This window comes from Arthrobacter sp. CJ23, from assembly GCF_024741795.1.
Lineage (GTDB): Bacteria > Actinomycetota > Actinomycetes > Actinomycetales > Micrococcaceae > Arthrobacter.
Genome location: NZ_CP102950.1, coordinates 3,174,978 through 3,198,197, shown reverse-complemented (window position 1 = coordinate 3,198,197; position 23,220 = coordinate 3,174,978). Strand labels below are relative to the sequence as shown.

Sequence of the window (23,220 nt, the reverse complement as noted above, 5' to 3'; positions counted from 1 at the left end):
TGGCAATTCACACCCCGCCCGGTGATCCCGGTCACCCCGGCCGCGCGTGCCACCCGCTGTGACAGGCTGTCGTTATCTTTTGCGCGCGATTTTCGGCACAATCGAAGGCATGACTTCCAGCTCTGCAGCATCCAACAGCACGGCCACCACCGTCCCCGCCGGGACCCTTGACGCAAGCCACCCGCTGACGGATGGCCGCACCTCGGACTCGGCCCTGATCACGGCCTACCGCGGGGGCAAGCCGTCCCGCCGTCCCGTCTGGTTCATGCGCCAGGCAGGCCGTTCGCTGCCCGAATACCTGAAGGTGCGCGAAGGCGTGGCCATGCTGGATTCCTGCCTCCGCCCGGAGCTGGCATCCGAGATCACCCTGCAGCCGGTCCGCCGCCACGATGTTGATGCCGCGATCTTCTTCTCCGATATCGTCATCCCGCTCAAGCTTGCCGGCGTCGGCGTGGACATCGTCCCCGGCGTCGGACCTGTGCTGGACAAGCCGGTCCGCACCGCCGCGGACGTCGCCGCACTGCCGCAGCTGACGTGGGAGGCCCTCGAACCGATCCGCGAGGCCGTCCGCCTCACCGTCGCGGAACTCGGCAAGACCCCGCTCATCGGCTTCGCCGGCGCCCCGTTCACCCTGGCCGCCTACATGGTTGAAGGCAAGCCCTCCCGCGACCACCTCGGCCCGCGCACCATGATGCACGCCGACCCCGAAACGTGGACCGCCCTGGCCAACTGGGCCGCCGACGCCTCCGGCATGTTCCTGCGCGCCCAGCTCGAAGCCGGCGCCTCCGCAGGCCAGCTCTTCGACTCCTGGGCCGGTTCCCTGGGCCTGGCCGACTACAGCAAGTACGTCGCCCCGGCCTCCGCCCGCGCCCTGGACCACGTCCGCCACCTGGGCGCCCCGCTGGTCCACTTCGGCACGGGAACCTCCGAGCTGCTCGTGGCCATGCGCGACGTCGGCGTGGACGTGATGGGTGTCGATTACCGCCTGCCCCTGGATGAGGCCAACCGCCGCCTGGGCGGCACCGTTCCGCTGCAGGGCAACATCGACCCCGCGCTGCTCTCCGCGCCCTGGGAAGTCCTGGAAGCACACGTCCGCGGTGTCATCGCCGCCGGCGCCGGCGCCCCGGGCCATGTCCTCAACCTTGGCCACGGCGTGCCCCCGGAAACGGACCCCACCGTGCTGACCCGCATCGTGGAACTCATCCACTCGATCCCCGCGGAGTAGGCGCCATGCGCGGCGGACACGCACGGCCGGAACACCCAACGCCGGCGAATTCAGCGCCGGAGCACGCAGCGGCGGGGCACGCCGCCGGCGGGCCGTCCGCCGTCGTAGTGGGCGGAGGCATCTCCGGCCTGGTGGCGGCGCGCGAACTGGCCATGGCCGGATCCTCTGTTACCGTGCTCGAAGCCAGCGATGCCTGGGGAGGCTGTGTGGGCAGCCACACCGTCGCCGGACTGACGCTGGACAGCGGAGCCGAATCATTCGCCACGCGCTCCACCGCGGTGGCCGAGCTGGCCCGCGAACTGGGGCTGGGGGAGCGCATCGTTGCCCCGCACGCGGGAGGCGCCTGGGTGCAGCTGCCCGACGGCCCGCAGGAACTGCCCAAGACGGGTGTCCTGGGCATCCCGGCCAACCCCTGGGATCCTGAAGTCCGGCGTTCCCTCGGCCTTGCCGGAGCCCTGCGCGCCTCCTTGGACCGCTGGCTCCCCGCAGCCCTGGGCACCTCGGCCGATGTGACCAGCGTTGCGGCGCTGGTCCGTGCCCGCATGGGCAAGCGTGTCCTGGAGCGGCTGGTGGCGCCCGTGGTGGGCGGCGTGCATTCGGCCGACCCCGCACTGCTCGACGTCGACATGGTGGCCCCAGGCCTCCGCGCCGGCCTCCGTGAGCATGGCTCGCTTGCCGCCGCTGTCGCGGCACAGCGCAAGGCCGTCCGTAGTTCTGCTGCCCCGCAATCCACGGCGGGCCAGGCCGAGGTGCGCCAGCCGGCCAAGGCAGGATCCGCGGTCGGCGGACTCCACGGCGGAATGCACACCCTGGTGGCCGCCCTTGTGGCCGATCTGCGCTCCCGCGGCGCCGTGCTGCTGAGCGGGACGCGGGCCGAGTCCATCGCCCGGTCCGGGCAGGGCTGGCACGTGACTGCCGGCGAAAAAACGCACGACGCCAAACGCCTGGTGGTCGCGCTCGACGGCCCGTCCGCCGTCGGGCTCCTTGAAAGCTCCCTGCCGGAACTGTCCGCGCTCCGCCCCTCAGCGGGGCCGCTCGTCAGCCTGGTGACCGTGGTTGTGGACCTGCCCGAGCTGGACGGGCGCCCGCGCGGCACCGGCATCCTCGTGGCCCCGCAGACCCCCGGGATCACGGCCAAGGCGCTTACGCACGCCACGGCCAAATGGGACTGGCTGGCCGAGGAAGCCGGGCCGGGAACGCATGTGCTGCGCCTGTCCTATGGCCGCCGCGAGGACGGCCCCGCGAAGATCCTGGATGTCCTGGACGACGAGGCACTGTTCGAGGCCGCGCTCCACGATGCCTCGACCCTGCTGACGGTGCCCGTCACGCGGGACGACGTGGTGGATTGGGATGTGGTCCGCTGGGCCGGAGCCCTGCCGTTTGCCGCCGTCGGGCACAAACAGCGCGTGGCCGAGGTCCGCCGGATCTGCGCCGGCACCGACGGCCTTGCCGTGGTGGGCGGCTGGCTGGCCGGCAACGGGCTCGCAGCCGTGGTGGCGGACACCCGCGCCCAGCTCGCCGCGAAGGGCTAAACGGGCACCGGATCCCGACGCAACCGCGGTCCGGCTTTGTGCATGTGCCCGCCAGTGGCTAGTGTCGATGACTATGGTCAATCAGAAGCCAGGCGGATATCTCCGGCAGGCTGGTTCCCATGGGGGTCTTCAACGGGCGGCGGCTTCCGCTGTCCTTGGAGCGGTGCTGGTCTTGTCTGCGGGAATCCCTGCCTCCCTTGCTGCCTCACAGGCAATGGTCCTGCCCTCCGATCCTGCGGACAGGGGTGAAGGAGCCGAGAACTCCCGCAAACCCAAGCCCAAATCGTCCGACCCTGCCGAGCCCGGCGCTTCTGCCGTGTCGCCGGCCAGTCCGCCCGAGACGGCCGTGCCGGTCCCTTCTGCCGGCGGCACTGCTGGAACCGGCCCTGCTGGGGCCGAAGCCACGAATGGTGCGTCGTCTTCCGCACCACAAGGCATCCGCACCGGGCCGGCGGTCCCTCCGGCCGCGGCTCCCGCTCCAATGCTCCGACAACCCGTGCCGGCCGCGCAGTGGATGGACCTGCCGAATTTCATGCAGCTCTGGGGCGGGATGGGCCTGACCGTCCTTGGTGCCGCAGGAATCTGGCAATTTCTCCGGATGCGGCGCAACAGCAGCTGAGCCGTGAATTGCGTCACTTCTACACGTTGTAGAACTTGTTCGTTTCGACTTAGCGCCGCGCACGGGGCAAACTTGAACCATGAGCCACACTTCTGCCGAATCTGTCACTAAAACTGCTGAAACCGAAGAGCAGTTCTTTACGCTGTGGACCGTTTTCAAGCGCTCCTCCGATGTCCTGCGCAGCGGCGATGCTGTCGTGGAATTCGAGGCGCTGGCCAGCAAGCTCGCCGAAGGCGGCGTAGTCCTGCGCGGCTCCTACGACGTTTCGGCAATGCGCTCGGACGCCGACATCATGGTGTGGCTCCACGGCGCCAAGCCCGAGGCACTCCAGTCCGCCGTCCGCGACATCCGCCGCAGCAGCCTCTTCGCCGGCACCGAGATCGTCTGGTCCGCCATGGGCGTCCACCGCGAAGCCGAGTTTGCCAAAAGCCACGTTCCGGCCTACGCCCGCGGCGTGGAGCCCAGCACCTGGCTGTGCGTCTACCCCTTCGTCCGCTCCTACGAGTGGTACCTCCTGCCCGCCGAGGAGCGCGGCAAGATGCTGCGCGACCACGGCATGCTGGGCCGCGAATTCCCGCAGGTCATCTCCAACACGGTGTCCTCCTTCGCCCTGGGCGACTGGGAATGGATCCTTGGCCTGGAAGCCCCCGAGCTGGTTGACCTCGTGGACCTCATGCGCCACCTGCGCGCCACCGATGCCCGCAACCACGTCCGCGAGGAGATCCCGTTCTACACCGGCCGCCGCATCACGGCCGCCGAAATCGCCGAGGTCCTTGCATGAGCGGGCTCTCCGTCTCCACTGAACTGAACGCCGTCACCGAACGCTTCCGCCAGGCTCCCAAGCAGTACGACGCCGTGCTGCTCGCCTCCTTCGGCGGCCCCGAAGGCCAGGACGACGTCATTCCGTTCCTGCGCAATGTGACGCGCGGCCGGGGCATCCCGGATGAGCGCCTGGAAGAGGTCTCGCACCACTACCGCGCCTTCGGCGGCATCAGCCCCATCAACCAGCAGAACCGCGATCTCAAGGCCGCCCTTGAAGCTGAGCTCGCGGCCCGCGGCATCGAGCTCCCCGTGCTGTGGGGCAACCGCAACTGGGACCCGTACATGGCCCCGGTGCTGCAGGACGCCTACGACGCCGGCCATCGCAGCCTGCTGATGCTCACCACCTCCGCCTACACCTGCTACTCCAGCTGCCGCCAGTACCGCGAGGACATCGGCATCGCCCTGACGGAGAGCGGCCTGGACGGGAAGCTCGAGGTGGACAAGGTCCGCGCCTACTTCGACCACCCCGGCTTCATTGAGCCCTTCGTGGAAGGAACCGCGGCCGGGCTGGCCAAGGTCCGTGCCGAGCTGGCCGCCGCGGGCACCCCGGACGCGCCCGTGCGCGTGCTCTTCGCCACGCACTCCATCCCGACCCGCGACGCCGAAGCTGCCGGAGCCTCGGTTGACGAGCCGCGTGAATTCGAGGGCAACTCCGCCTACGTTGCCCAGCACTTGGCCAACGCCCGGGCCATCATGGCCGCAGTCGCCCCCGACGTCGAATGGGACCTCGTGTACCAGTCGCGCTCCGGAGCCCCGCACATCCCCTGGCTGGAACCGGACATCAACGACCACCTCGAGGTCCTTGCCGGGCAGGGCCTCAAGGGTGCCGTCATTGTGCCGCTCGGCTTCGTGAGCGACCACATGGAAGTCGCCTGGGACCTGGACACCGAAGCCTTGGAAACGTGCAGGAACCTGGGCATTGCCGCCACCCGCGTGCCGACGCCGGGAACCCACGCCACCTTTGTTTCCGGGCTCGTGGACCTGATCTGCGAACGCACCGTGGAGCAGCACGTTGCTGACCGCCCGCATGCCACCGAACTGGGCCCCTGGTACGACGTCCTCCCGGCAGGCTGCTCCGAGAACTTCCGGGGCGCCAAGCCCGTCATCGCCGAGAACGGCTCCACCATTGGAACCGGGCACGCGGCCTACCCCGTTGCGGAGGACGCGAAATGACCGTCCGCATCGGCACGCGCGCCAGCAAGCTCGCGCTGACCCAGACCCAGCAGACCGCGGACCAGCTCTCCGCGATCGGCGGCTTCCCCGTGGAACTGGTGCGCATCACCACCGAGGGCGACGTCAAGACCGGTTCGCTGTCCCAGATGGGCGGCACCGGAGTGTTCGTTGCCGCCCTGCGCGATGCCCTGCTGCAGGAGAGCTGCGACGTCGCCGTGCACTCGCTCAAGGACCTGCCCACGGGCGCGGCGGTCGGCCTCACCATCGCGGCGACGCCCAAGCGCGTTGATGTCCGCGATGTACTGTGTGCCCGTGACGGGCTGAAGCTGGCGGATCTGCCGCAGGGCGCCAAGGTGGGCACCGGCTCGCCGCGGCGCGCCGCGCAGCTGCGTGCCGCCCGCCCGGACCTGGACGTGCAGGACATCCGCGGCAACGTGGACACCCGGCTGGGCCGCGTGCCCGGCCTGCCCGGCAACGCGGAAGACGCCCCCGGCGACCTCGACGCCGTCGTGCTGGCCGCTGCCGGCCTGGAACGCATGGGCCGCCTGGACACCGTCAGCGAATTCTTCGAGACGGACGTCATGCTGCCCGCCCCCGGGCAGGGTGCGCTGGCCATCGAATGCCGCACGGCCGACGCCCCGCGGCAGTCCGGTTCCACCGAGGGCTCGCACGGCGTGCTGGCGCAGGCCCTGGCCGCCCTCAACGACCAGGACACCCGCCTGGCCGTGACCGCCGAGCGTGCCGTGCTGGCGCGCCTGGAGGCCGGCTGTGCCGCCCCCGTGGGGGCCTTCGCCTACCGCAAGGGCAGCATGCTGTACCTTGAGGCCGCAGTCTGCGCCGTGGACGGCACCAGGACGGTGCGCGAGAAGAAGGCCACCGACGGTCTCACGGAGGTCGGGGCCACGCTGCTCGGCATCGAGGTGGCCGAGCTCCTGCTCGCTGCCGGTGCCGCGGAGATCGCGGACCTTGCAGCATCCTGACGCACCGGACGGCGTTCTGGGTGGCAGGCGCGTCCTGATCACCCGGAGCGGCGACCGCGCCCGGCCGCTGGCATCACTGCTCAGCAGCCTCGGGGCCGAACCGCTGCTCCTGCCGCTCATCGACTTCGAGCGTGCCGCGGACCAGCCGGCCCTGGACGCGGCCCTGGACGGGCTGGCGGCCGGAAGCTTCGACTGGCTCGTGGTCAGCAGCATCACCACGGTGCGCATGCTCGTGGAGAAGGCCGCCGAACGCGGGACCACACCGGCCCGGCTGGTTCCGGCCGGAACGCGTGTGGCCACCATCGGGCCGTCGTCGCGGCGGATCCTCGAGTCCGTGGGCATCCCCGTGGCCCTGGCCCCGGTGGACATCCAGTCCGCCGAAGGACTCGTGGAGCTTTGGACTGCCGCCCCGGAGCGGGTGCTCCTGCCGCAGGCCGACATCGCAGCCCCGTCCCTCCGCGACGGCCTGGCCGCCAAGGGCGCCGCCGTCACGGCCATCGTGGCCTACCACACCGTCGATTTCCCGGCCCGGGACGGACTCCGCCTGGACGCGGAACTCCCGTCCGCCGTCGGGATCTCCGATCAGGCCGCCCCGCGCCAGCTGAGTCCCTCGCAGACGCGCGGCGAGCTCGACGCCGGGACGATCGACGCCGTCGTGGCCGCCTCGCCAAGCGCTGCACGGCGCATCGCCGCGACGCTCCTGCCGCTGGGAACGTGCCGCTTCATCGCCATCGGGCGCCCGACGGCGGCAGAAGCTGCCGCACTCGGCATCCCGGTGGCCGCCACCGCCCAAGTCCCCACGCCGGACGGCATCGTTGCCGCCCTGGGCACCGTATTCGCCAACGAAGGGAACACCCGATGAGCTTTCCGAACCACCGCCCGCGCCGCCTCCGCACCACGCCCGCCATGCGCCGGCTCACCGCGGAATACCGCCTGGCGCCTGCGGACCTGATCCTGCCCGCGTTCATCCGCGAAGGACTCAGCGAGCCCTCGCCCATCACCTCCATGCCCGGCGTCGTCCAGCACACCACCGATTCGCTCAAGCGCGCCGCAGCGGAAGCCGTGGAACTCGGCGTGGGCGGCATCATGCTCTTTGGCGTCCCGGCGGTCCGGGATGCCCGCGGCACCGCCTCCTTGGACCCGGACGGCGTCCTCAACAAGGCCATCCGCGACGTCCGCGCCGAGGTGGGTGACGAGCTGGTCATCATGGGCGACGTCTGCCTGGACGAGTTCACCGACCATGGCCACTGCGGCGTCCTGGACGCCGATGGTTACGTGGACAACGACGCCACGCTGGAAATTTACGGCCAGATGGCAGTGGCCCAGGCCGACGCCGGCGCCCACGTGCTGGGGCCCTCCGGCATGATGGACGGCCAGATCGCCGTGATCCGCCAGGCCCTCGAGGAATCCGGCCACAAGAACACCGCCATCCTGGCCTACGCGGCCAAATACGCCTCCGCCTTCTACGGCCCCTTCCGCGAAGCCGTGGATTCCCAGCTCAAGGGAGACCGCCGCACCTACCAGATGGACGCCGCGAACCGCCGCGAAGCCATCCTCGAGGTGGAACTGGACCTCGAGGAAGGCGCGGACATGGTCATGGTCAAGCCGGCCATGAGCTACCTGGACATCCTGGCCGACGTCGCCGCCATGAGCCCCGTGCCGGTGTCGGCGTACCAGATCTCCGGCGAATACGCGATGATCGAAGCGGCCGCGGCCAACGGCTGGATCGACCGCAAGGGTGCCATCATGGAGTCGGTCCTGGGCATCAAGCGGGCCGGCGCCAACAGCGTGCTGACGTACTGGGCCTCGGAGCTGGCGGGCTGGCTGAAGGAGTCGTAAGCCGGCCGGGAATGTTTCCGGACACCCCGTGGTTTGTATGCGTATGCATGAAAACAGCGATCCTACCGTGACCAGTCCCTCTACCGCGGGCAGCCCCACAGCCCCCGTCCCCGCGGACACCATCCGCCTTGGCGTCAGCACCTTCGGCGACGTCGACCTGGCTGCCGACGGCACCCCCAAGCATCACGCCCAGGTGCTGCGCGAGGTGGTGGAACAGGCCAAGGTGGCCGACGCCGTCGGGCTCCACTCCTTCGGTGTGGGGGAGCACCACCGCAAGGACTTCGCCGTCAGTGCACCGGAAGTGGTGCTGGCGGCCATCGCCTCGGCCACCGAGGACATCCGGCTCGGCAGCGCCGTCACGGTCCTGAGCTCGGACGACCCCGTCCGCGTCTTCCAGCGCTTTGCCACGCTCGACGCCGTCTCCAACGGCCGCGCCGAAGTGATCCTGGGCCGGGGCTCCTTCACCGAGTCCTTCCCGCTCTTCGGCTACGACCTGGGCGACTACGATGTCCTGTTCGAGGAGAAGCTGGACATCTACGACCGCGTGCGCTCCCAGAACCCGGTGAACTGGGACGGCCGCACGCGCGCGTCGCTTCGGGGCCAGATGGTGTACCCGCACGTGGAAGGCCGCCTGCTTCCGACCTGGATCGGCGTGGGCGGTTCGCCCCAGTCAGTGGTCCGCACCGCTTCGTATGGTTACCCGATGGTGCTGGCGATCATCGGCGGCGAACCCGAGCGCTTCCGCCCCTACGCCGATCTGTACCGGCGCACCCTGGCCGAGAAGGGGCACCAGCCCCAGGCGCTGTCCGTGCACTCTCCCGGCTACGTGGCCGAAACCGATGAGCAGGCCCTGGAGGAGTACTACCCGCACTGGCTCGCCACCCGCAACAGGATCGGCGCGGAACGCGGCTGGGGCCCGGCCGGTCGCGGCGAGTTCGAGGCCGCCGCGGACGAGGACGGCGCCCTGTTCGTAGGCTCGCCGGAAACCGTGGCGGCGAAGATCGTCCGGCTCAAGGGCACGCTCGGTGCGGACCGCTTCGAAATGAAGTACAGCAGCGGCACCTTGCCGCACGAAAAGATGCTGCGCTCCATCGAGCTGTTCGGCGCCAAAGTGGCACCGCGCGTCGGCGAGCTGCTGGCCGAGAACTGACTTCTGCGTTTCGAACGAATCGGCGCCCGTGCTGCCTGGCGCGGGCGCCGATTTGCATGCTGGCGGGATGGGAGAATAGGGGCATGACTCGTTCCGATGCCCTCTTCGCCCATGCCCAGACCCTGATGCCCGGTGGCGTCAACTCGCCCGTCCGTGCCTTCGGTTCCGTTGGCGGGACGCCGAGATTCATGGTCTCCGCCAAGGGCCCGTACCTGACGGACGCCGATGGCCAGGAATACGTCGACCTGGTCTGCTCCTGGGGCCCCGCGCTCCTGGGCCACGCCCACCCGGCAGTGCTCGAGGCCGTGCATGCCGCCGTGGACCGCGGCCTGTCCTTCGGTGCCTCGACGCCGGATGAGGCGAATCTTGCCGCCCTGGTTCTGGAACGCGTCTCCGCCGTCGAGCGCCTGCGCATGGTGTCCACGGGCACCGAGGCCACCATGACCGCCGTGCGCCTCGCCCGCGGCTTCACCGGCCGCAACCTGATCGTCAAGTTCGCCGGCTGCTACCACGGCCACCTGGACGGCCTGCTCGCAGCCGCCGGCTCCGGGCTCGCGACCCTCGCCCTGCCGGGTTCCGCGGGCGTCACCGAGGCGACCGCCGCGGAAACCCTCGTGCTTCCCTACAACGATCTCGCCGCCGTCGAGGCCGCCTTCGCCGCGCACGGCAGCAAGATCGCCGCCGTCATCACCGAAGCCGCCCCCGCCAACATGGGCGTGGTCACTCCGGGCGAAGGCTTCAACGCCGGTCTGTCCCGCATCACCAAGGAACACGGCGCGCTGCTCATCCTGGACGAGGTCCTTACCGGCTTCCGCACCGGCTACGCCGGCTACTGGGGGCTCACCGGCCGGCAGGAAGGCTGGGCACCGGACCTGCTCACCTTCGGCAAGGTCATCGGCGGCGGAATGCCGACGGCGGCCCTCGGCGGCCGTGCGGACGTCATGGACTACCTCGCCCCGCTCGGCCCGGTCTACCAGGCCGGCACCCTGTCCGGGAACCCGGTAGCCATGGCCGCCGGCGTCGCAACCCTGACGCACGCGACGCCCGAGGTCTACTCCTTCGTGGACGCCCGCTCCCTGGAACTGTCCGCAGCCCTTTCCTCGGCCCTGGACGCCGCGGGCGTGGACCACTCCATCCAGCGCGCCGGCAACCTGTTCTCCGTGGCGTTCGGCACCTCGGCCAACGGGGTGCACAACTACGACGACGCCCAAGCCCAAGAATCCTTCCGCTACGCGCCGTTCTTCCACTCCATGCTGGACTCCGGCGTCTACCTGCCCCCATCGGTCTTCGAAGCCTGGTTCCTGTCCGCCGCGCACGACGACGCCGCCATGAACCGGATCTTCGAGGCCCTGCCGGCAGCCGCCCAGGCAGCGGCCGCAGCAAAGGCGTAGTCCCGCCGTCGGGCGCTATCCCGACACAAACGAAAATCCCCGTCTCCCTGACAAGTGTCTGGGAGACGGGGATTTTTTGTCGCTCTGCCTAGAGGACGTCCGAAAGGAAGCCCTTCAGGCGGTCGGTCCGGGGATCCGTGAACAGCTGTTCCGGAGCGCCTGTCTCGACCACCACACCGGCATCCATGAAGGTGACGGTGTCCGAGACGTTCCGGGAGAAGCCCATCTCATGGGTCACCACCACCATGGTCATGCCGCCCTTGGCCAGATCGGCCATGAGCGCCAGGACGCCCTTCACGAGCTCGGGGTCGAGCGCGGAGGTGGCCTCGTCGAAGAACATGACCTCCGGCTTCATGGCCAGTGCGCGGGCGATCGCCACACGCTGCTGCTGTCCGCCGGAGAGGTTGCTGGGCCTGGCATCCGCCTTGTGCTTGAGGCCGACGAGGTCCAGCTGTGCCAGGGCCTCGGTGTAGGCCTGTTCCCTCGACAGGCCGCGCAGTTTGCGCAGCGCCAGGGAGACATTCTCGGCCACCGTCTTGTGCGGGAACAAGTTGAACTGCTGGAACACCATGCCGATCCGCCGGCGCAACTCGTCCGGGTTGTCCTTGAGAACCGAGCGGCCGTCCAGGAGGATGTCCCCCTGCTGGGGTTCGATCAGGCGGTTCATCACGCGCAGGAGTGTCGACTTGCCCGAACCGGACGGACCGATCACGGATGCCGTGGTGCCCTTCTCAACGTGCAGGTCGATGCCGCGCAGGACATGGTTGTGCCCAAACGAGAGGTGGATGTTCTTGGCTGTCAGCGTCCCTGAAGCAAACTCACTCATGCCTGGGCTCCCTTTCCGACGACGGCGGCAGCCTCGTCCGGTTCCTTCTTTTCAGGGCGGCCGCTGCGCAGGCGGGCATCAATCCAGTTCACGAAGTGGGTGAGCGGTACCGTCAGCACGAGGTAGAAGATCGCTGCGGCTACGTATGCCGACAGGTTGCCGCTGTTTGCGGCGGCATCCTTGCCGATCTGGAAGATTTCGCGCTCCACGGCGGTCAGGCCCAGGACGAACACCAACGACGATTCCTTGATGAGCGCAATGAACTGGTTCACCAGGGCAGGCAGTACACGGCGGATACCCTGTGGGACCACAACAAGCCGCATGGACGGACCGTAGCCGAAGCCCAGGGCCCGTGAGGCCTCAAGCTGCCCCTTGTCCACGCTCTGGATGCCGGCGCGGAAGATTTCTCCAATGTAAGCGCCTGCCATGAGGGACAGCGCGGCAATGCCCATGGGGTACGGGCTCGTGCTGCCCGTCAGCTCCCGGATGATCGGGCCGAAGCCCAGACCGATGACGAGGATGGTCAGGACCGCCGGGAGTCCACGGAAGATATCCGTGTACACCCGGGCAGCCCAGCGCGCCACAGGATTTCGCGAAATGCCCATCAGGGCCAGCACGATCCCAAGGAATGAACCGATCACGCCGGATGCGACCGCAAGCACCAGGGTGTTGCGCAGGCCGACCGAGAACATGGCCGGCAGTACCGCGACGATCGACTTCCAGTCGAGGAATGTGTCGCTGAGTTGTGTCAGGAGATCCATATGGCGTCCGTCAGCAGCTTACTGCGCGACCTTGACGGCCTTGCTGCCCGGCTTCCAGCCACCGGGAAGCTGCAGGTCCGCCGTCGGGCGGTCAAGCCACTTGACGGTGAGCTTGGTCCAGGTACCGTCAGCGATCACGGCGTCGAGACCGGCGTTGAGGGCATCAACAAGCGGCTGGTTGCTCTTGTTCACGGCCCAGGCAGCGAAGTTCTGCGAGGCAACGATCTTGTCGGTGATGGCGGTGCCGTCGCCCTCCTTGACCTGGCCTGTGGCCTGCTGGGTCGGAGCAACCCAGGCGTCGATCTGGCCATTCTTCACGTTCGCGTAGACGGTGTTGTAATCCGGGAACCGCACGGGCTCGAGCTTGAGGGTGTTGGTGACGTAGTCGTCCTGGACGGTGCCCTGGACTACGCCGATCCGCACGCCCTCCTTGAGGTCGGCGAAGGTCTTGGCCTTGCCATCGGTCTTGGCCACGACGGCAAGGTAGCCGAAGTCGTAGCCGTTGGTGAAGGCTACGTTCTCCCGCCGCGCGTCGGTCGTGGAGATGTTGGAGGATCCGACGTCGAACTGCTTGGTCTTGACCTGGGCGAGCAGTGCGGAGAACTCGGTGGAAACGAACTCGACCTTGAGGCCCAGCTTTGCAGCGACTGCCTTCAGGAGCTCGTTGTCGTAACCGGTAAATTCACCGGTGGCGCTGTCAAGGTAGATGTTGGGCTTGGCGTCCGAGAGGGTGCCGACCCGGATGGTTCCGTCGGTGATCAGGCCAAGCTTGGACTTGTCGATCTTGTCCAGTGCAGTGACATCCGCGGTGGTGTACTTGTCCAGCGTCTGCTGGTCGCTGCCCTCAAGCGCGTTCGTCGGCGAGGAACTGCCGGTGCTGGCGGCGCCGCCGCCGCAGGCGGCCAGGGAAACAACCAGGGCCGCGGCCACGGGAACGGCAGAGAGCCACTTCAGGGCTTTGATTTTCATCAAGCAATCACTTTCATAGAGGGTCACGAAGACGTATCGCAGTGGCGGGGAACATTGGCAGTGAGTCGTGCTGGCTGCCCTATCAGACTTCAACCCGCGAACTTAATTATGTCACCAGGCCGGAATTGCCCGGTGAGTCGAAGGAATGAGTGGCATTCCTCGGACCGACCGAACAATGCGCGCAAAATTCGTGGTAACCGGGCTGTGAGTGTCGGCGGGCGGTACGTGGCCGAAATCCTCGCCTGAGCGGCGCGTCACCTGCGCTTTTCACGCGGGGTGTGAGATACGTCGCAGAAAAGGCGTGTTCTGGACTAGAAGTCGTTGCGTCCCGCATCTTCCGGCGGAAGAACCGGCCATTCGCCCTCGACGATGGCCGCCGGCTTGCTCCGGCGCAAGTACTGCTGGAAGTCGGCAGCCTGCGAAGCCGCCCAGTCAACCTGCAGCTGGTGGAGTTTGGCCGCCGGCATCTGCAGCTTGGGGAACTTGCCTGCCATGGCGTCCAGGACGCGCAGTGTGGCCAGGGCATCGGCGCCGGAGGTGTGGGCGTTGTCCAGGTCCACGCCGTATTCCTCGCACAGCGCGGTCAGTGTGCGCTTTCCCTTGCGGTAGCGGTCCACCTGCTTGTTCATGATGTAGGGATCCAGCACGGGGAAGCGGCTCAGCTGCGGCACTCCGTAACGGGCGGATTCTGCCGCCAGGACGGTGAAGTCGTAGCTGGCGTTGAAGGCGATCACCGGGACCTGGGTGTCGAACAGCCTCTGCAGGACAGCCGCGAGCTCTCGCGTGACCTCGGCCGCGGGACGGCCCTCGGCACGTGCCTTCTCGGTGGTCACGCCGTGGACATCGCTGGCGTCCACGGGGATCTCGACGCCGGGATCGGCCAGCCATTCGTGGGCTTCGATGACATCGCCGTGGGCGTCCACCACCGTGACGGAGGCGGTGACGATCCGTGCCGAGCGGGAGTTGCGTCCGGTGGTTTCGAGGTCGAACGCTGCGCGGGGGAGGGTGTTCCAGGAACTCATGCCACAACGCTACCGGCTGCCTCCGACAGTATTGGCCGCCACGCCATCGGCTGTGACGCACGCGGCACCGGGACGTCCGGCGGCGGGGCTGCGGTGCCAGCCGATACGCTGGTTCCATGCGGATGGAGTATGTGACGGCGGTGCTTGCGCTGGTGGACCTCATCCCGCCAGGCGCTGCGGTGTCCTACGGGGACGTCGCCGAATTGCTCGGTGCCGGAGGACCCCGCCAGGTGGGCTCGGTCATGAGCCACTACGGAAGTTCCGTGCCCTGGTGGCGCGTCCTGCGGGCCAGCGGTGAGGCGCCTCCCGGGCACGAGGCGGAGGCACTGCGGCACTACCTCGCGGAATCCACGCCCCTGCATGGCGCCTACGAGGCGTTTTCGCGCACGGGCGAGGGCCGCTGGCGCGTTGACCTGACGCTGGCCCGCTGGGCCCCTGAAGACGCCGATTTCGACAGTATTGATGTGATCTCGGACCAGTTGGACCGTCAGCTTCATAAATTGTCGGTGCCCGATGATGAAATGACTGTGTGACCGCTCCAGCCTCGAAAACACGCCAAGCCCCGGGTGGGCTTCGTCTGCTCCCTCCGCGTGGAAACCACCATGCGGCGCCGGTCCTTTCGCCTGACCAGCTCGCCGTCGTCGAACTCCGGCAGGGATCGGGTCCTGTGCTGGTGCCTGGCGCGCCGGGTACCGGCAAGTCCACGGTGCTCGTGGAAGCCGCGGTCCGGCGCGTTCAGCAGGACTCCGTGGATCCCGAACGGATCCTGATCCTGGCCCCGGGCCGGCACGCCGCGGACGCCCTGCGGGACGCGTTCACGGGCCGGCTGGACCGGAGCCTGAGCACCACACCGGCACGGACGTGGGCCTCGTATGCCTTCGATCTGATCCGGCGGGCCAAGGCGGAGGGCGTCTTGCCGCTGCAGCGCCAGCCCAAGCTGCTGTCCGGCCCGGAACAGGACCTCATCATCAAGGAGCTGCTGGACGGGCATTCCGTCCCCGGCTCTAAACTTCCCTGGCCGGAGGAACTCTCGGCAGCACTCCCTACGCGCGGCTTCAGGGATGAGGTCCGCCAGCTCTTTGACCGCATCATCGAATCCGGACGCACCTCCGATGACCTCGTAGGCCTGGCCTATGAATGCGGCCGCCCCGACTGGATGGCCGCGGCCGAGCTCTACGCCGAGTACCGCGATGTCCTGGACTTACGCATGCCGGAAGCCTTCGACCCCGCCGGCATCATCACGGCGGCACGCCAGATCTTCCAGGACTCCCCGGGCTTCCTGGCTGCGGAACGGGAACGACTGCAGCTGATCCTGGTGGATGACATCCAGGAGGCCAACCCGGCCGTCTTCGAGCTCCTTGCGGACATCGCCGAGGGCAAGGACGTCCTGGTGGCATCCTCGCCGGACACCGTGGTGCAGGGCTTCCGCGGTGCCCGCCCCGATCTGGTCGCCGAACTCCCGGGCCTGCTCCGCGCTGGCGGGCCCGCGGTACGCGAACTGCCGCTCTGGCAGACACACCGGCACCGGCCCTTGGTGGCCGAAGCCTGGACGCGCGTGGCCGCCCGTATCTCCCAACGCTCCGGCGGCCAGCTGGCCCGCCGCCTGGAACAGCCGGAGGAAGGCACACAGGCTCCTCGCGCGGGAGCGCCGCAGCCGGACAACGGTCCGTCCACGCCGGAAGGGCGCGTGGAAGGCCACGTCCTGCCCTCCCCGGTCCATGAACTCCGCTACGTCGCCCAGCGCATCCTCGAAGCCCAGCTCCACGAGGACCGGGAATTCGGCGACATCGCCGTGATCGTGCGCAACGGCGGCCAGATCGCCCAGCTGCAGAGGTACCTCGTGGGCCAGGGCATCCCGGTCCGCGTTCCCGTGGCCGACACCGCCGTCCGCGACGAAGTCGCCGTGCGCCCCCTCCTGGAGATCTTCGGCGTCGTGCTGGACCAGGAGCTGCTCACGCCTGAAGCTGCGGTGTCGCTGCTGACGTCCCGCATCGGCGGGGCCACCGCCATCGAGCTGCGCAGGCTGCGGCAATCCCTGCGCCGCGAGGAGCTCCTCGGCGGCGGCGGACGCTCAAGCGACGCCCTCCTGGTCGAGGCACTGCTTGAACCCGGGGCGCTCGCCACGCTGGGCGTGGAGGGCAGCTCGGCGCGCAGGCTCGCCCGCATGATCCAGGCCGGCCAGGCCGCGGCCGCCGCGGCCGGAGCCAATGCCGAAACCGTGCTCTGGGCCCTGTGGCAGGCCACCGGCCTGTCCTCCCGTTGGGCAGAAGCAGCCCTCGACGGCGGGGCTGCCGGCTCCCGTGCGGACCGTGACCTGGACGCCATGATGGCCTTGTTCTACACGGCAGAGCGCTTCGTGGACCAGCTCCCCGGCGCCGGTCCCGAGCAGTTCCTCGAGTATCTGCTGAGCCAGGAACTGCCCATGGACACGCTTGCTGCCCGGGCCCAGCTGGAAGAGTCCGTGGAACTCATGACCCCGGCCAGCGCGGCCGGGCGTGAATGGCCCATGGTGGTTGTCGCCGGACTTCAGGAAGGCGTATGGCCCAACACCCGGCTCCGTGGCGAGCTGCTGGGCAGCACACTGTTCGCCGACGCCGTTGAACATGGCGTGGAGCATGCCCTGCAACGTGGCCCCCAGAGCCGGCTCCGGGACATCCGCTACGACGAGCTCCGGAGTTTCTCCACGGCCGTCTCGCGGGCACGCGACGTGCTGATCTGCACCGCTGTTTCCTCCGAGGACGAGCAGCCCTCAGCCTTCCTCGACTACGCGGCACCCCTGCCCCCGGACACGTACCTGCGTGACTTCACCCCGGTGGACCGCCCCCTGACGCTGCGCGCACTTGTGGCCGAGCTCCGGCAAAGCGTCCAGCTGGGTATCTCCGGCGCATCCGCCGGGGACGCTGATGGTGCAGGGAGCGCCGGGGCGTCACCGGAAGCCAAGGAAGCCGCCCGGGTGCTGGCCCGGTTGGCCACCGAAGCCCACCCGGTGCCGGGCGCCCACCCTGACTCCTGGTGGGGACTGGCTCCGCTCAGCAGCAGCGAACCCGTTGTGCCTGCCGGTGGGACGGTCTTCGTTTCACCGTCGAAGGTGGAGTCTGTGCACAAGTCTCCGCTGGACTGGTTCGTGCAGGCCGCCGGCGGCGAAGCCGCCACGGATTTTGCCCGGAGCCTGGGCACGCTGGTGCACGGGATCGCCCAGGAGCTGCCCGATGCTTCCGGTTCCGAGTACGTGGCCGAGCTGGTGCGCCGCTGGCCCTCATTGGGCATGAAGGACAACTGGGAAGGCAAACTGGACTTCCGTCGGGCCGAACTGATGGTCCGCAAACTGGCCCAGTACGTCCTGCTGATGCGCAGCGAGGGCAGGAGCCTGCTCGGCGTTGAACACGACTTCGAGGTAGCACTGCCGGATGTCCGGCTGGGCGGGCCGCTGGACGGACAGGAACGCGGCCCGGAAGACTCTGCTGAGGTGGACGCCACGCGCCATGCCGTGCTCCGCGGCCAGGTGGACCGCCTGGAGATCGACGCCGCGGGCAGGCTGGTGATCGTGGACCTCAAGACAGGCAAGCACCAGCCCGGCAAAGCCGAAGTGGCCCGCCACCCACAGTTGGGCGCTTACCAGGCTGCGGTGCTCCAGGGCGCCTTCAAGGACGCCGACGCAGGCGAAAACGGCCCCGAGCACTCCCCGGCACCGGAGGACCACCGCCCGGGAGGCGCTGTGCTTGCGCAGCTTGGCACTTCGACCAAGAGCCCCGCAATACAACAGCAGGAAGCGCTGGATCCCCAGGACAACTGGGCGCAGGACCTTGTCAACGAGGCCGCCGTGCTGATGGCGGCCGGAACCTTCGAAGCCCGCCATGACCCGGCCAAGGGCAGCCATGGCGGCCACGGCTGCAGGCTCCCGGACGTCTGCCCGCTGTGCGCCAGGGGAAAGCAGGTCACCGAATGACCACCGAAATTCTGGCAGGCATCGCTAGCGGTGCCATCGGCGGGCCCGCTCCGCTTCCGGAGCCACGGTTCTCGCCGACCGAGCTTGCCGCCATCCTGGGCGAATCGAACCGGCCCACCGAGGAACAAGCCGCCATCATCGCATCGCCCCTGACACCGCGGCTCGTGATCGCCGGTGCGGGCTCCGGGAAGACGGCCACCATGGCGGACCGCGTTGTGTGGCTCGTCGCCAACGGCTGGGTGCGTCCCGAGGAAGTCCTGGGAGTCACCTTCACCCGCAAAGCCGCTGGCGAACTCGCAAGCCGCATCCGGGCCAAGCTCGCCACTCTGCAGCGCGTCGCGGCCGCCGACGACGGAGGGCTCGGCTTTCCCGAGGGACTGCTGAACGCCGACGACCTTGAACCCAAGGTCTCCACCTACCACTCCTATGCGAGCGGCATCGTTTCCGACTACGGCCTGCGGCTGGGCATCGAGCGCGACGTTGTGCTGCTCGGCGGAGCGCAAGCGTGGCAGTTGGCCAGCGAGGTCGTGGAGTCCTACGACGGCGAGTACGAGCACTTCACCGCCGCGAAATCCACGCTGGTGAATGCCGTCATGCAGCTGGCCGGCGAATGCGCCGAACACCTGCAGGATCCGGCCGATGTCCGCGAATGGGTGCTGGAAAGGGTCCAGACCTTTGAAGAGCTGCCTTATGTCGCCGGCGCCAAGAAGAATCCCACGCAGGCTGCCCTCACGATGTCGGCGATGCTGCGGACCCGGGCCAGCGTGGCCGACATGGTGACGCGGTACCAGGACGCCAAACGGACCCGCGGCGTGCTCGATTTCGGCGACCTGGTGGCTCTGGCCGCGCGCATCGCCAGTGACATCCCCTTGGCAGCGGAAAACGAACGCGCCAGGTACAAGGTGGTGCTCCTGGACGAGTTCCAGGACACCTCGCACGCCCAGCTGGTGCTCTTTTCCCGGCTCTTCGGCGGCGGGCATGCCGTCACTGCCGTGGGCGACCCCAACCAGTCGATCTACGGCTTCCGTGGCGCCTCCGCCGGACAGCTGTTCCATTTTGTGCAGGAATTCCCCGTCCTCGATGAATCGGCGGGCCGCGGGGCGGAGTCCTATTCCGTGGCGCCGACGTCTTATCTGACCACCGCCTGGCGCAACGGCCGCAACATCCTGGCCGCCGCCAACCTCATCTCGGCCCCGCTCAACATGGCAGCCGCCGGGCAGGGCCCGGCAGGGGAGAGGGGCAAGGCCAAGAACGTGTCCGTGCCTGCCTTGCAGCCGAGTCCCGCCGCACTGGATGGCGGCGTCGTCCTGGGGCGATTCGGCACTGACGTGGATGAGGCCGCGGCGCTGGCAAGGGACGTCCGCCGATACCGGCGCACGGTTTTCGAAACGGACAAGGACGGCACAGCAGTACGGCCCACCATGGCCGTCTTGTGCCGCCGGCGCGCCCAGATGGACTGCCTCCGGCGCGAGTTCGAGGTCCAGGGAATTCCCTATGAGATCGTCGGGCTCGGTGGACTGCTGGACACCCCCGAGATCGTTGACCTCGTGGCCACCCTGCGCGTCCTCGCCGACCCCGGCCGCTCGGACGCCCTGATGAGGCTCCTTGCCGGGGCCAGATGGCGCCTCGGTCCCGCAGACCTGATGGCCTTCAGCGACTGGTCCAGGTTCCTGGCCCGCCGCCGCGCCAGGCCCGAGGCCGGCCAGGCCGGGATCGACGCCGACGAATCCCTCACCGAGACCGTCGTCCAGAGCGACATCACGGACGCAGCAAGCCTCGTTGAGGCGCTGGACTTCCTGCCGCGGCCGGGCTGGGTATCGGGCCATGGCCGCTCGCTGAGCGAGCCGGCGCTCGAACGCCTTGCCCTGCTGTCGGAGGAGCTGCGGGCGCTGCGCAGTTTCATCGGTGACGACCTCACCACACTCCTGGGAGAAGTGGAGCGCGCCATGCTCCTGGACATCGAGGTCGCCGCGAAGCCCGGCACCAGCATCCACCAGGCACGCCGCAACCTCGACGCCTTCCACGATGCAGCGGCCGGATTCCTGCAGACCTCGCAGCGGATCGACCTGCTGGCGTTCCTCGGCTGGCTGGAAGCTGCCGCAGTCGAAGAACGCGGCCTCGACGTGGCCGCCGCGGAAGCAAACCGGGAAGCGGTCCAGCTGCTGACAGTCCACGCCTCCAAGGGTCTGGAATGGGACGTTGTCTTTGTGCCCGGGCTCAATGCCGGCTCCTTCCCCAGCAGCCGGGATTCCCGGTGGAGCAGCGGCGCGGCAGCCCTGCCATGGCCGTTGCGCGGGGACAAGGCCGATCTCCCGCAGTGGGACCTGGACCAGGTGGACCAGAAGGGCTGGCTCGACGCCGAGAAGGACTTCAAGGCCGACGTCCAGCACCACGGCGAAGCGGAAGAACGCCGGCTGGCCTACGTGGCCTACACCCGCGCGAAGTTCGTGCTGTGGACGTCCAGCGCGGCATGGAATGGTTCGCGCGCAGGCATCTCGGAGATGTCGCCCTTCCTGGCAGAGTTGGCGCCGCTGGCCGGAATCGACCACCGCGGACCCGAAGGAGCGCAAGGGCCGGCCGCCCCGCAGCCTTCGGCAGCACACGCCGCCGTGGTCCATGGGGACTCAGTGGCCGAGGAGTCCCTTCCGGAGGAGAGCCCCCTGACCAGCACCCTGGAAGTGGCGCTGTTCCCCTATGACCCGCTCGAGGGCCCCAGCGATCCACGGACCGGCGAAAGGCTCCGTCTGGTGCCGGGGCGGCGCGCCGCCATGGACGCCTCCGCAGCCCTCGTGCGCGCTGCCATTCATGACCGCGCAGCCATCCAGGACCCTGAAGCCGAGGCACCGGAGCACCCGGACGCCGAGTCCCTGCAGGGCGCAGCCGCAGGATGGGCCGCAGAGGCAGAGCTCCTCCTGGAGCGCCGCCGGCGCCGATCAACCACCCAGGACGTGCACCTTCCCGGCCACATCTCGGCGTCGATGTTTGTGGACCTCGGCGACGACCCCGCCGCAGTGCTTTCCCAGCTCCGCCGCCCCGTACCGCGGGAGCCGGGCATTTCGGCCCGCAAAGGCACGGCCTTCCATGCCTGGGTGGAGGAGTACTTCGGAACCACCGGCATGCTGGACCTGGGCGAAGCCCCAGGCTCGGATTCCCACATCGACGAGGCCTATGGCCTCGATGACATGGTCGCCACGTTCAAGGAATCCGAGTGGGCCCACCGTGCCCCCGCGTTCGTCGAGGTGGCGGTGGAAACAAGGATCGGCGACGTGGTTGTCCGCGGGCGCATCGATGCCGTTTTCCGCAGCGCCGACGGGCGGTGGGAGCTTGTTGACTGGAAGACGGGGCGGCGTCCCTCGGGGAAGCAGCTCGGCATCCGTGCCGTGCAGCTGGCCGTCTACCGGCTGGCCTGGGCCCGCCTCAAGGGAGTTCCCCTGGAGGACGTCAGCGCCGCGTTCTACTACGTCGCTGACGATGCCGTGGTCCGCCCCCATGACCTCGGCACGGCAGAGGAACTGGAGAACATCATCAGCCGGGCCCTGGAGGGCCAGGGCCTCCCGGAGAAAGTTCGGGCCGGCGCTTAGGGGCGGTTCGTTCCCTGGGAAGCAGGAGGGTCCACCACGGTGATGGCCGCCGTCGCGGTGTCCTCCACGGGAGTCCCGGAAGCGGAGCTCCCGGAAGACCCGCCGTCGGGCGTTTCCGTTTCGGCGTCCTGCGCCGGCTGCGCCGGCTGTGCCGGCGCGTCAACGGTGGGCTCTGGTGCCGATGCTTCGGATGCAGGCGTGGCCTCGAAGCTTGCGGCCTTCTCCGCGGCAGCAGCTCCTCCCGCGCCTTCGGCTGCGCGATCCGTGTCCTCTTCAGGCACGGACGTGACAGTCACGGCGCCGTGCTCCTGGGCGGCAGCGACCGTTACGGGTGCCGGGCTGTCTTTCGGAATGTCCGTCACGGTGACGTTTGCGCCGGTCTCCGGGGCCTCCTCCTCGGTAAGCGGCATTCCACCGTGTTCCACGATGTCCTCGGCGAGCGAGCGAAGCATGCCTTCGGCTTCGGCCGTCATGTCCTGGTGGCCGGCGGCGATCGCCTTGACCAGGTACTGGGCCAGGGCGAACTCGGCCAGGAGCGCGGCACGCCTGAGGAGGTGGGTGTCCGGGGTGTCCCGGCGGGCCTGCGTGTAATGGTGCAGAACGGCCTGGACGAAGGTGTTCTCGTTGGATGCCACCAGCCAGGCAAAGTCGTCCGCTGGGTCGCCGATCCGCAGCTCCGTCCACCCCGTGAGGGCGCTGACCTTCCCGTCGTGAACCATGAGGTTGTCCTCGTGCAGGTCGCCGTGGACCACGCAGGGGTTGAAACGCCAGAGCGCCACTTCCTCGAGGGCGTGCTCCCAGCGGCGCAGCAGGGCGGGCGGGATCTTCCCGGTGGTGGCGGCCTGGTCCAGTTCATTGAGCTTGCGCTGCCGGAATTCATTGGCCGAGTAGCTCGGAAGGTCGGCGTTGTTCACGAGGGACAACGGCAGGTCATGCACGGCCGCGAGAGCACCGCCGATTTCCCCGGCCAGGGAGTCGCCGCCTGCCGAGAGATCCTCGATGCTTTGCACGCTGCCGTCAAGGTGCGCGTATACGAAGGTGGTCAGCGGGCCCAGCCGGACCGTACCGGCGATGGTGGGCATGAGGAAGGGAAGTTCTGCCCGGACGGCAGGGGCGAAAGCGCGAAGGACCATGAACTCGGTCTCAAGGCGGGTACTGGCCTCCGGATGGCGCGGCGAACGGACCCGCCAACGTTTTCCCTCCGAATCGAGCAACAGCGCCGAATCGAAATCGGCGTCGTCATCGGGGGAAAAAGCGGTGGCCGTCAGGGTCAGGCCGGGCACCGCCGCAGTTGCAACAGCGGCCAGTTCGAGCGGGGTTCTTCTCACATCCTCCACGGTAGATTGACTGGCGCCTATGGCCATGATGCAGTGCGGCGAGTCTT

At 68.7% G+C, this 23,220-nt stretch carries 17 protein-coding genes; 12 read left to right on the top strand and 5 right to left on the bottom strand.

Going from position 1 to position 23,220, the window contains the following annotated elements:
• The first annotated feature begins 109 nt into the window (after positions 1 to 109).
• From hemE to hemL, 9 genes are all read left to right on the top strand, one after another.
• A complete protein-coding gene (hemE, locus tag NVV90_RS14245; RefSeq protein WP_258437928.1) occupies positions 110 to 1,225 on the top strand; it encodes a uroporphyrinogen decarboxylase in 1,116 nt (371 codons plus the stop codon).
• 5 nt (positions 1,226 to 1,230) lie between these two features.
• Positions 1,231 to 2,757 (top strand): protoporphyrinogen oxidase, encoded by a 1,527-nt coding sequence (hemG, locus tag NVV90_RS14240; protein ID WP_396125312.1) that lies wholly within the window; start codon positions 1,231 to 1,233, stop codon positions 2,755 to 2,757.
• A gap of 698 nt (positions 2,758 to 3,455) precedes the next feature.
• Positions 3,456 to 4,157, top strand: a complete 702-nt coding sequence (gene hemQ, locus NVV90_RS14235; protein ID WP_258437927.1) for a hydrogen peroxide-dependent heme synthase — start codon at positions 3,456 to 3,458, stop codon at positions 4,155 to 4,157.
• Positions 4,154 to 5,371 (top strand): ferrochelatase, encoded by a 1,218-nt coding sequence (locus NVV90_RS14230; protein ID WP_258437926.1) that lies wholly within the window; start codon positions 4,154 to 4,156, stop codon positions 5,369 to 5,371. The genes hemQ and NVV90_RS14230 overlap by 4 nt, the downstream gene beginning before the upstream one ends.
• A complete protein-coding gene (gene hemC / locus NVV90_RS14225) occupies positions 5,368 to 6,351 on the top strand; it encodes a hydroxymethylbilane synthase (RefSeq protein ID WP_258437925.1) in 984 nt (327 codons plus the stop codon). The genes NVV90_RS14230 and hemC overlap by 4 nt, the downstream gene beginning before the upstream one ends.
• Complete coding sequence (locus tag NVV90_RS14220) at positions 6,338 to 7,213, top strand: uroporphyrinogen-III synthase (protein ID WP_258437924.1); 876 nt, start codon at positions 6,338 to 6,340, stop codon at positions 7,211 to 7,213. The genes hemC and NVV90_RS14220 overlap by 14 nt, the downstream gene beginning before the upstream one ends.
• Positions 7,210 to 8,190 carry a porphobilinogen synthase gene (hemB, locus tag NVV90_RS14215; protein WP_258437923.1) on the top strand — a complete coding sequence of 327 codons (981 nt, stop codon included), beginning with the start codon at positions 7,210 to 7,212 and terminating at the stop codon, positions 8,188 to 8,190. The genes NVV90_RS14220 and hemB overlap by 4 nt, the downstream gene beginning before the upstream one ends.
• A gap of 43 nt (positions 8,191 to 8,233) precedes the next feature.
• Positions 8,234 to 9,340 (top strand): LLM class flavin-dependent oxidoreductase, encoded by a 1,107-nt coding sequence (locus tag NVV90_RS14210; RefSeq protein WP_396125311.1) that lies wholly within the window; start codon positions 8,234 to 8,236, stop codon positions 9,338 to 9,340.
• Between the two features lie 83 nt (positions 9,341 to 9,423).
• Complete coding sequence (gene hemL, locus NVV90_RS14205; RefSeq protein ID WP_258437921.1) at positions 9,424 to 10,731, top strand: glutamate-1-semialdehyde 2,1-aminomutase; 1,308 nt, start codon at positions 9,424 to 9,426, stop codon at positions 10,729 to 10,731.
• 88 nt (positions 10,732 to 10,819) lie between these two features.
• Here the strand turns inward: hemL and NVV90_RS14200 are convergent, their stop codons facing one another.
• The 4 genes from NVV90_RS14200 to NVV90_RS14185 all read right to left on the bottom strand — a co-directional run bounded on the left by NVV90_RS14200 (position 10,820) and on the right by NVV90_RS14185 (position 14,309).
• Positions 10,820 to 11,557, bottom strand: coding sequence for an amino acid ABC transporter ATP-binding protein (locus NVV90_RS14200; RefSeq protein WP_258437920.1), 738 nt, complete (start codon positions 11,555 to 11,557; stop codon positions 10,820 to 10,822).
• Positions 11,554 to 12,318 carry an amino acid ABC transporter permease gene (locus tag NVV90_RS14195; RefSeq protein WP_258437919.1) on the bottom strand — a complete coding sequence of 255 codons (765 nt, stop codon included), beginning with the start codon at positions 12,316 to 12,318 and terminating at the stop codon, positions 11,554 to 11,556. Before NVV90_RS14195 ends, NVV90_RS14200 begins: the two co-directional genes overlap by 4 nt.
• An 18-nt stretch (positions 12,319 to 12,336) precedes the next feature.
• Positions 12,337 to 13,287, bottom strand: coding sequence for an ABC transporter substrate-binding protein (locus tag NVV90_RS14190; RefSeq protein WP_258441184.1), 951 nt, complete (start codon positions 13,285 to 13,287; stop codon positions 12,337 to 12,339).
• A gap of 311 nt (positions 13,288 to 13,598) precedes the next feature.
• Positions 13,599 to 14,309: a 3'-5' exonuclease gene (locus NVV90_RS14185; protein ID WP_258437918.1), complete on the bottom strand. Its 711-nt coding sequence runs from the start codon at positions 14,307 to 14,309 to the stop codon at positions 13,599 to 13,601.
• Between the two features lie 116 nt (positions 14,310 to 14,425).
• On the opposite strand from NVV90_RS14185, the gene NVV90_RS14180 reads away from it, so the two are divergent.
• The 3 genes from NVV90_RS14180 to NVV90_RS14170 are packed head-to-tail and all read left to right on the top strand — an operon-like array spanning position 14,426 to position 21,836.
• Positions 14,426 to 14,842, top strand: a complete 417-nt coding sequence (locus tag NVV90_RS14180; protein WP_258437917.1) for an MGMT family protein — start codon at positions 14,426 to 14,428, stop codon at positions 14,840 to 14,842.
• Positions 14,839 to 18,255: an ATP-dependent DNA helicase gene (locus NVV90_RS14175; protein ID WP_258437916.1), complete on the top strand. Its 3,417-nt coding sequence runs from the start codon at positions 14,839 to 14,841 to the stop codon at positions 18,253 to 18,255. Before NVV90_RS14180 ends, NVV90_RS14175 begins: the two co-directional genes overlap by 4 nt.
• Positions 18,252 to 21,836: an ATP-dependent DNA helicase gene (locus tag NVV90_RS14170; protein WP_258437915.1), complete on the top strand. Its 3,585-nt coding sequence runs from the start codon at positions 18,252 to 18,254 to the stop codon at positions 21,834 to 21,836. The genes NVV90_RS14175 and NVV90_RS14170 overlap by 4 nt, the downstream gene beginning before the upstream one ends.
• Here the strand turns inward: NVV90_RS14170 and NVV90_RS14165 are convergent.
• Positions 21,833 to 23,164, bottom strand: coding sequence for a macrolide 2'-phosphotransferase (locus tag NVV90_RS14165; RefSeq protein WP_258437914.1), 1,332 nt, complete (start codon positions 23,162 to 23,164; stop codon positions 21,833 to 21,835). The genes NVV90_RS14170 and NVV90_RS14165 overlap by 4 nt on opposite strands.
• Positions 23,165 to 23,220: the final 56 nt, after the last annotated feature.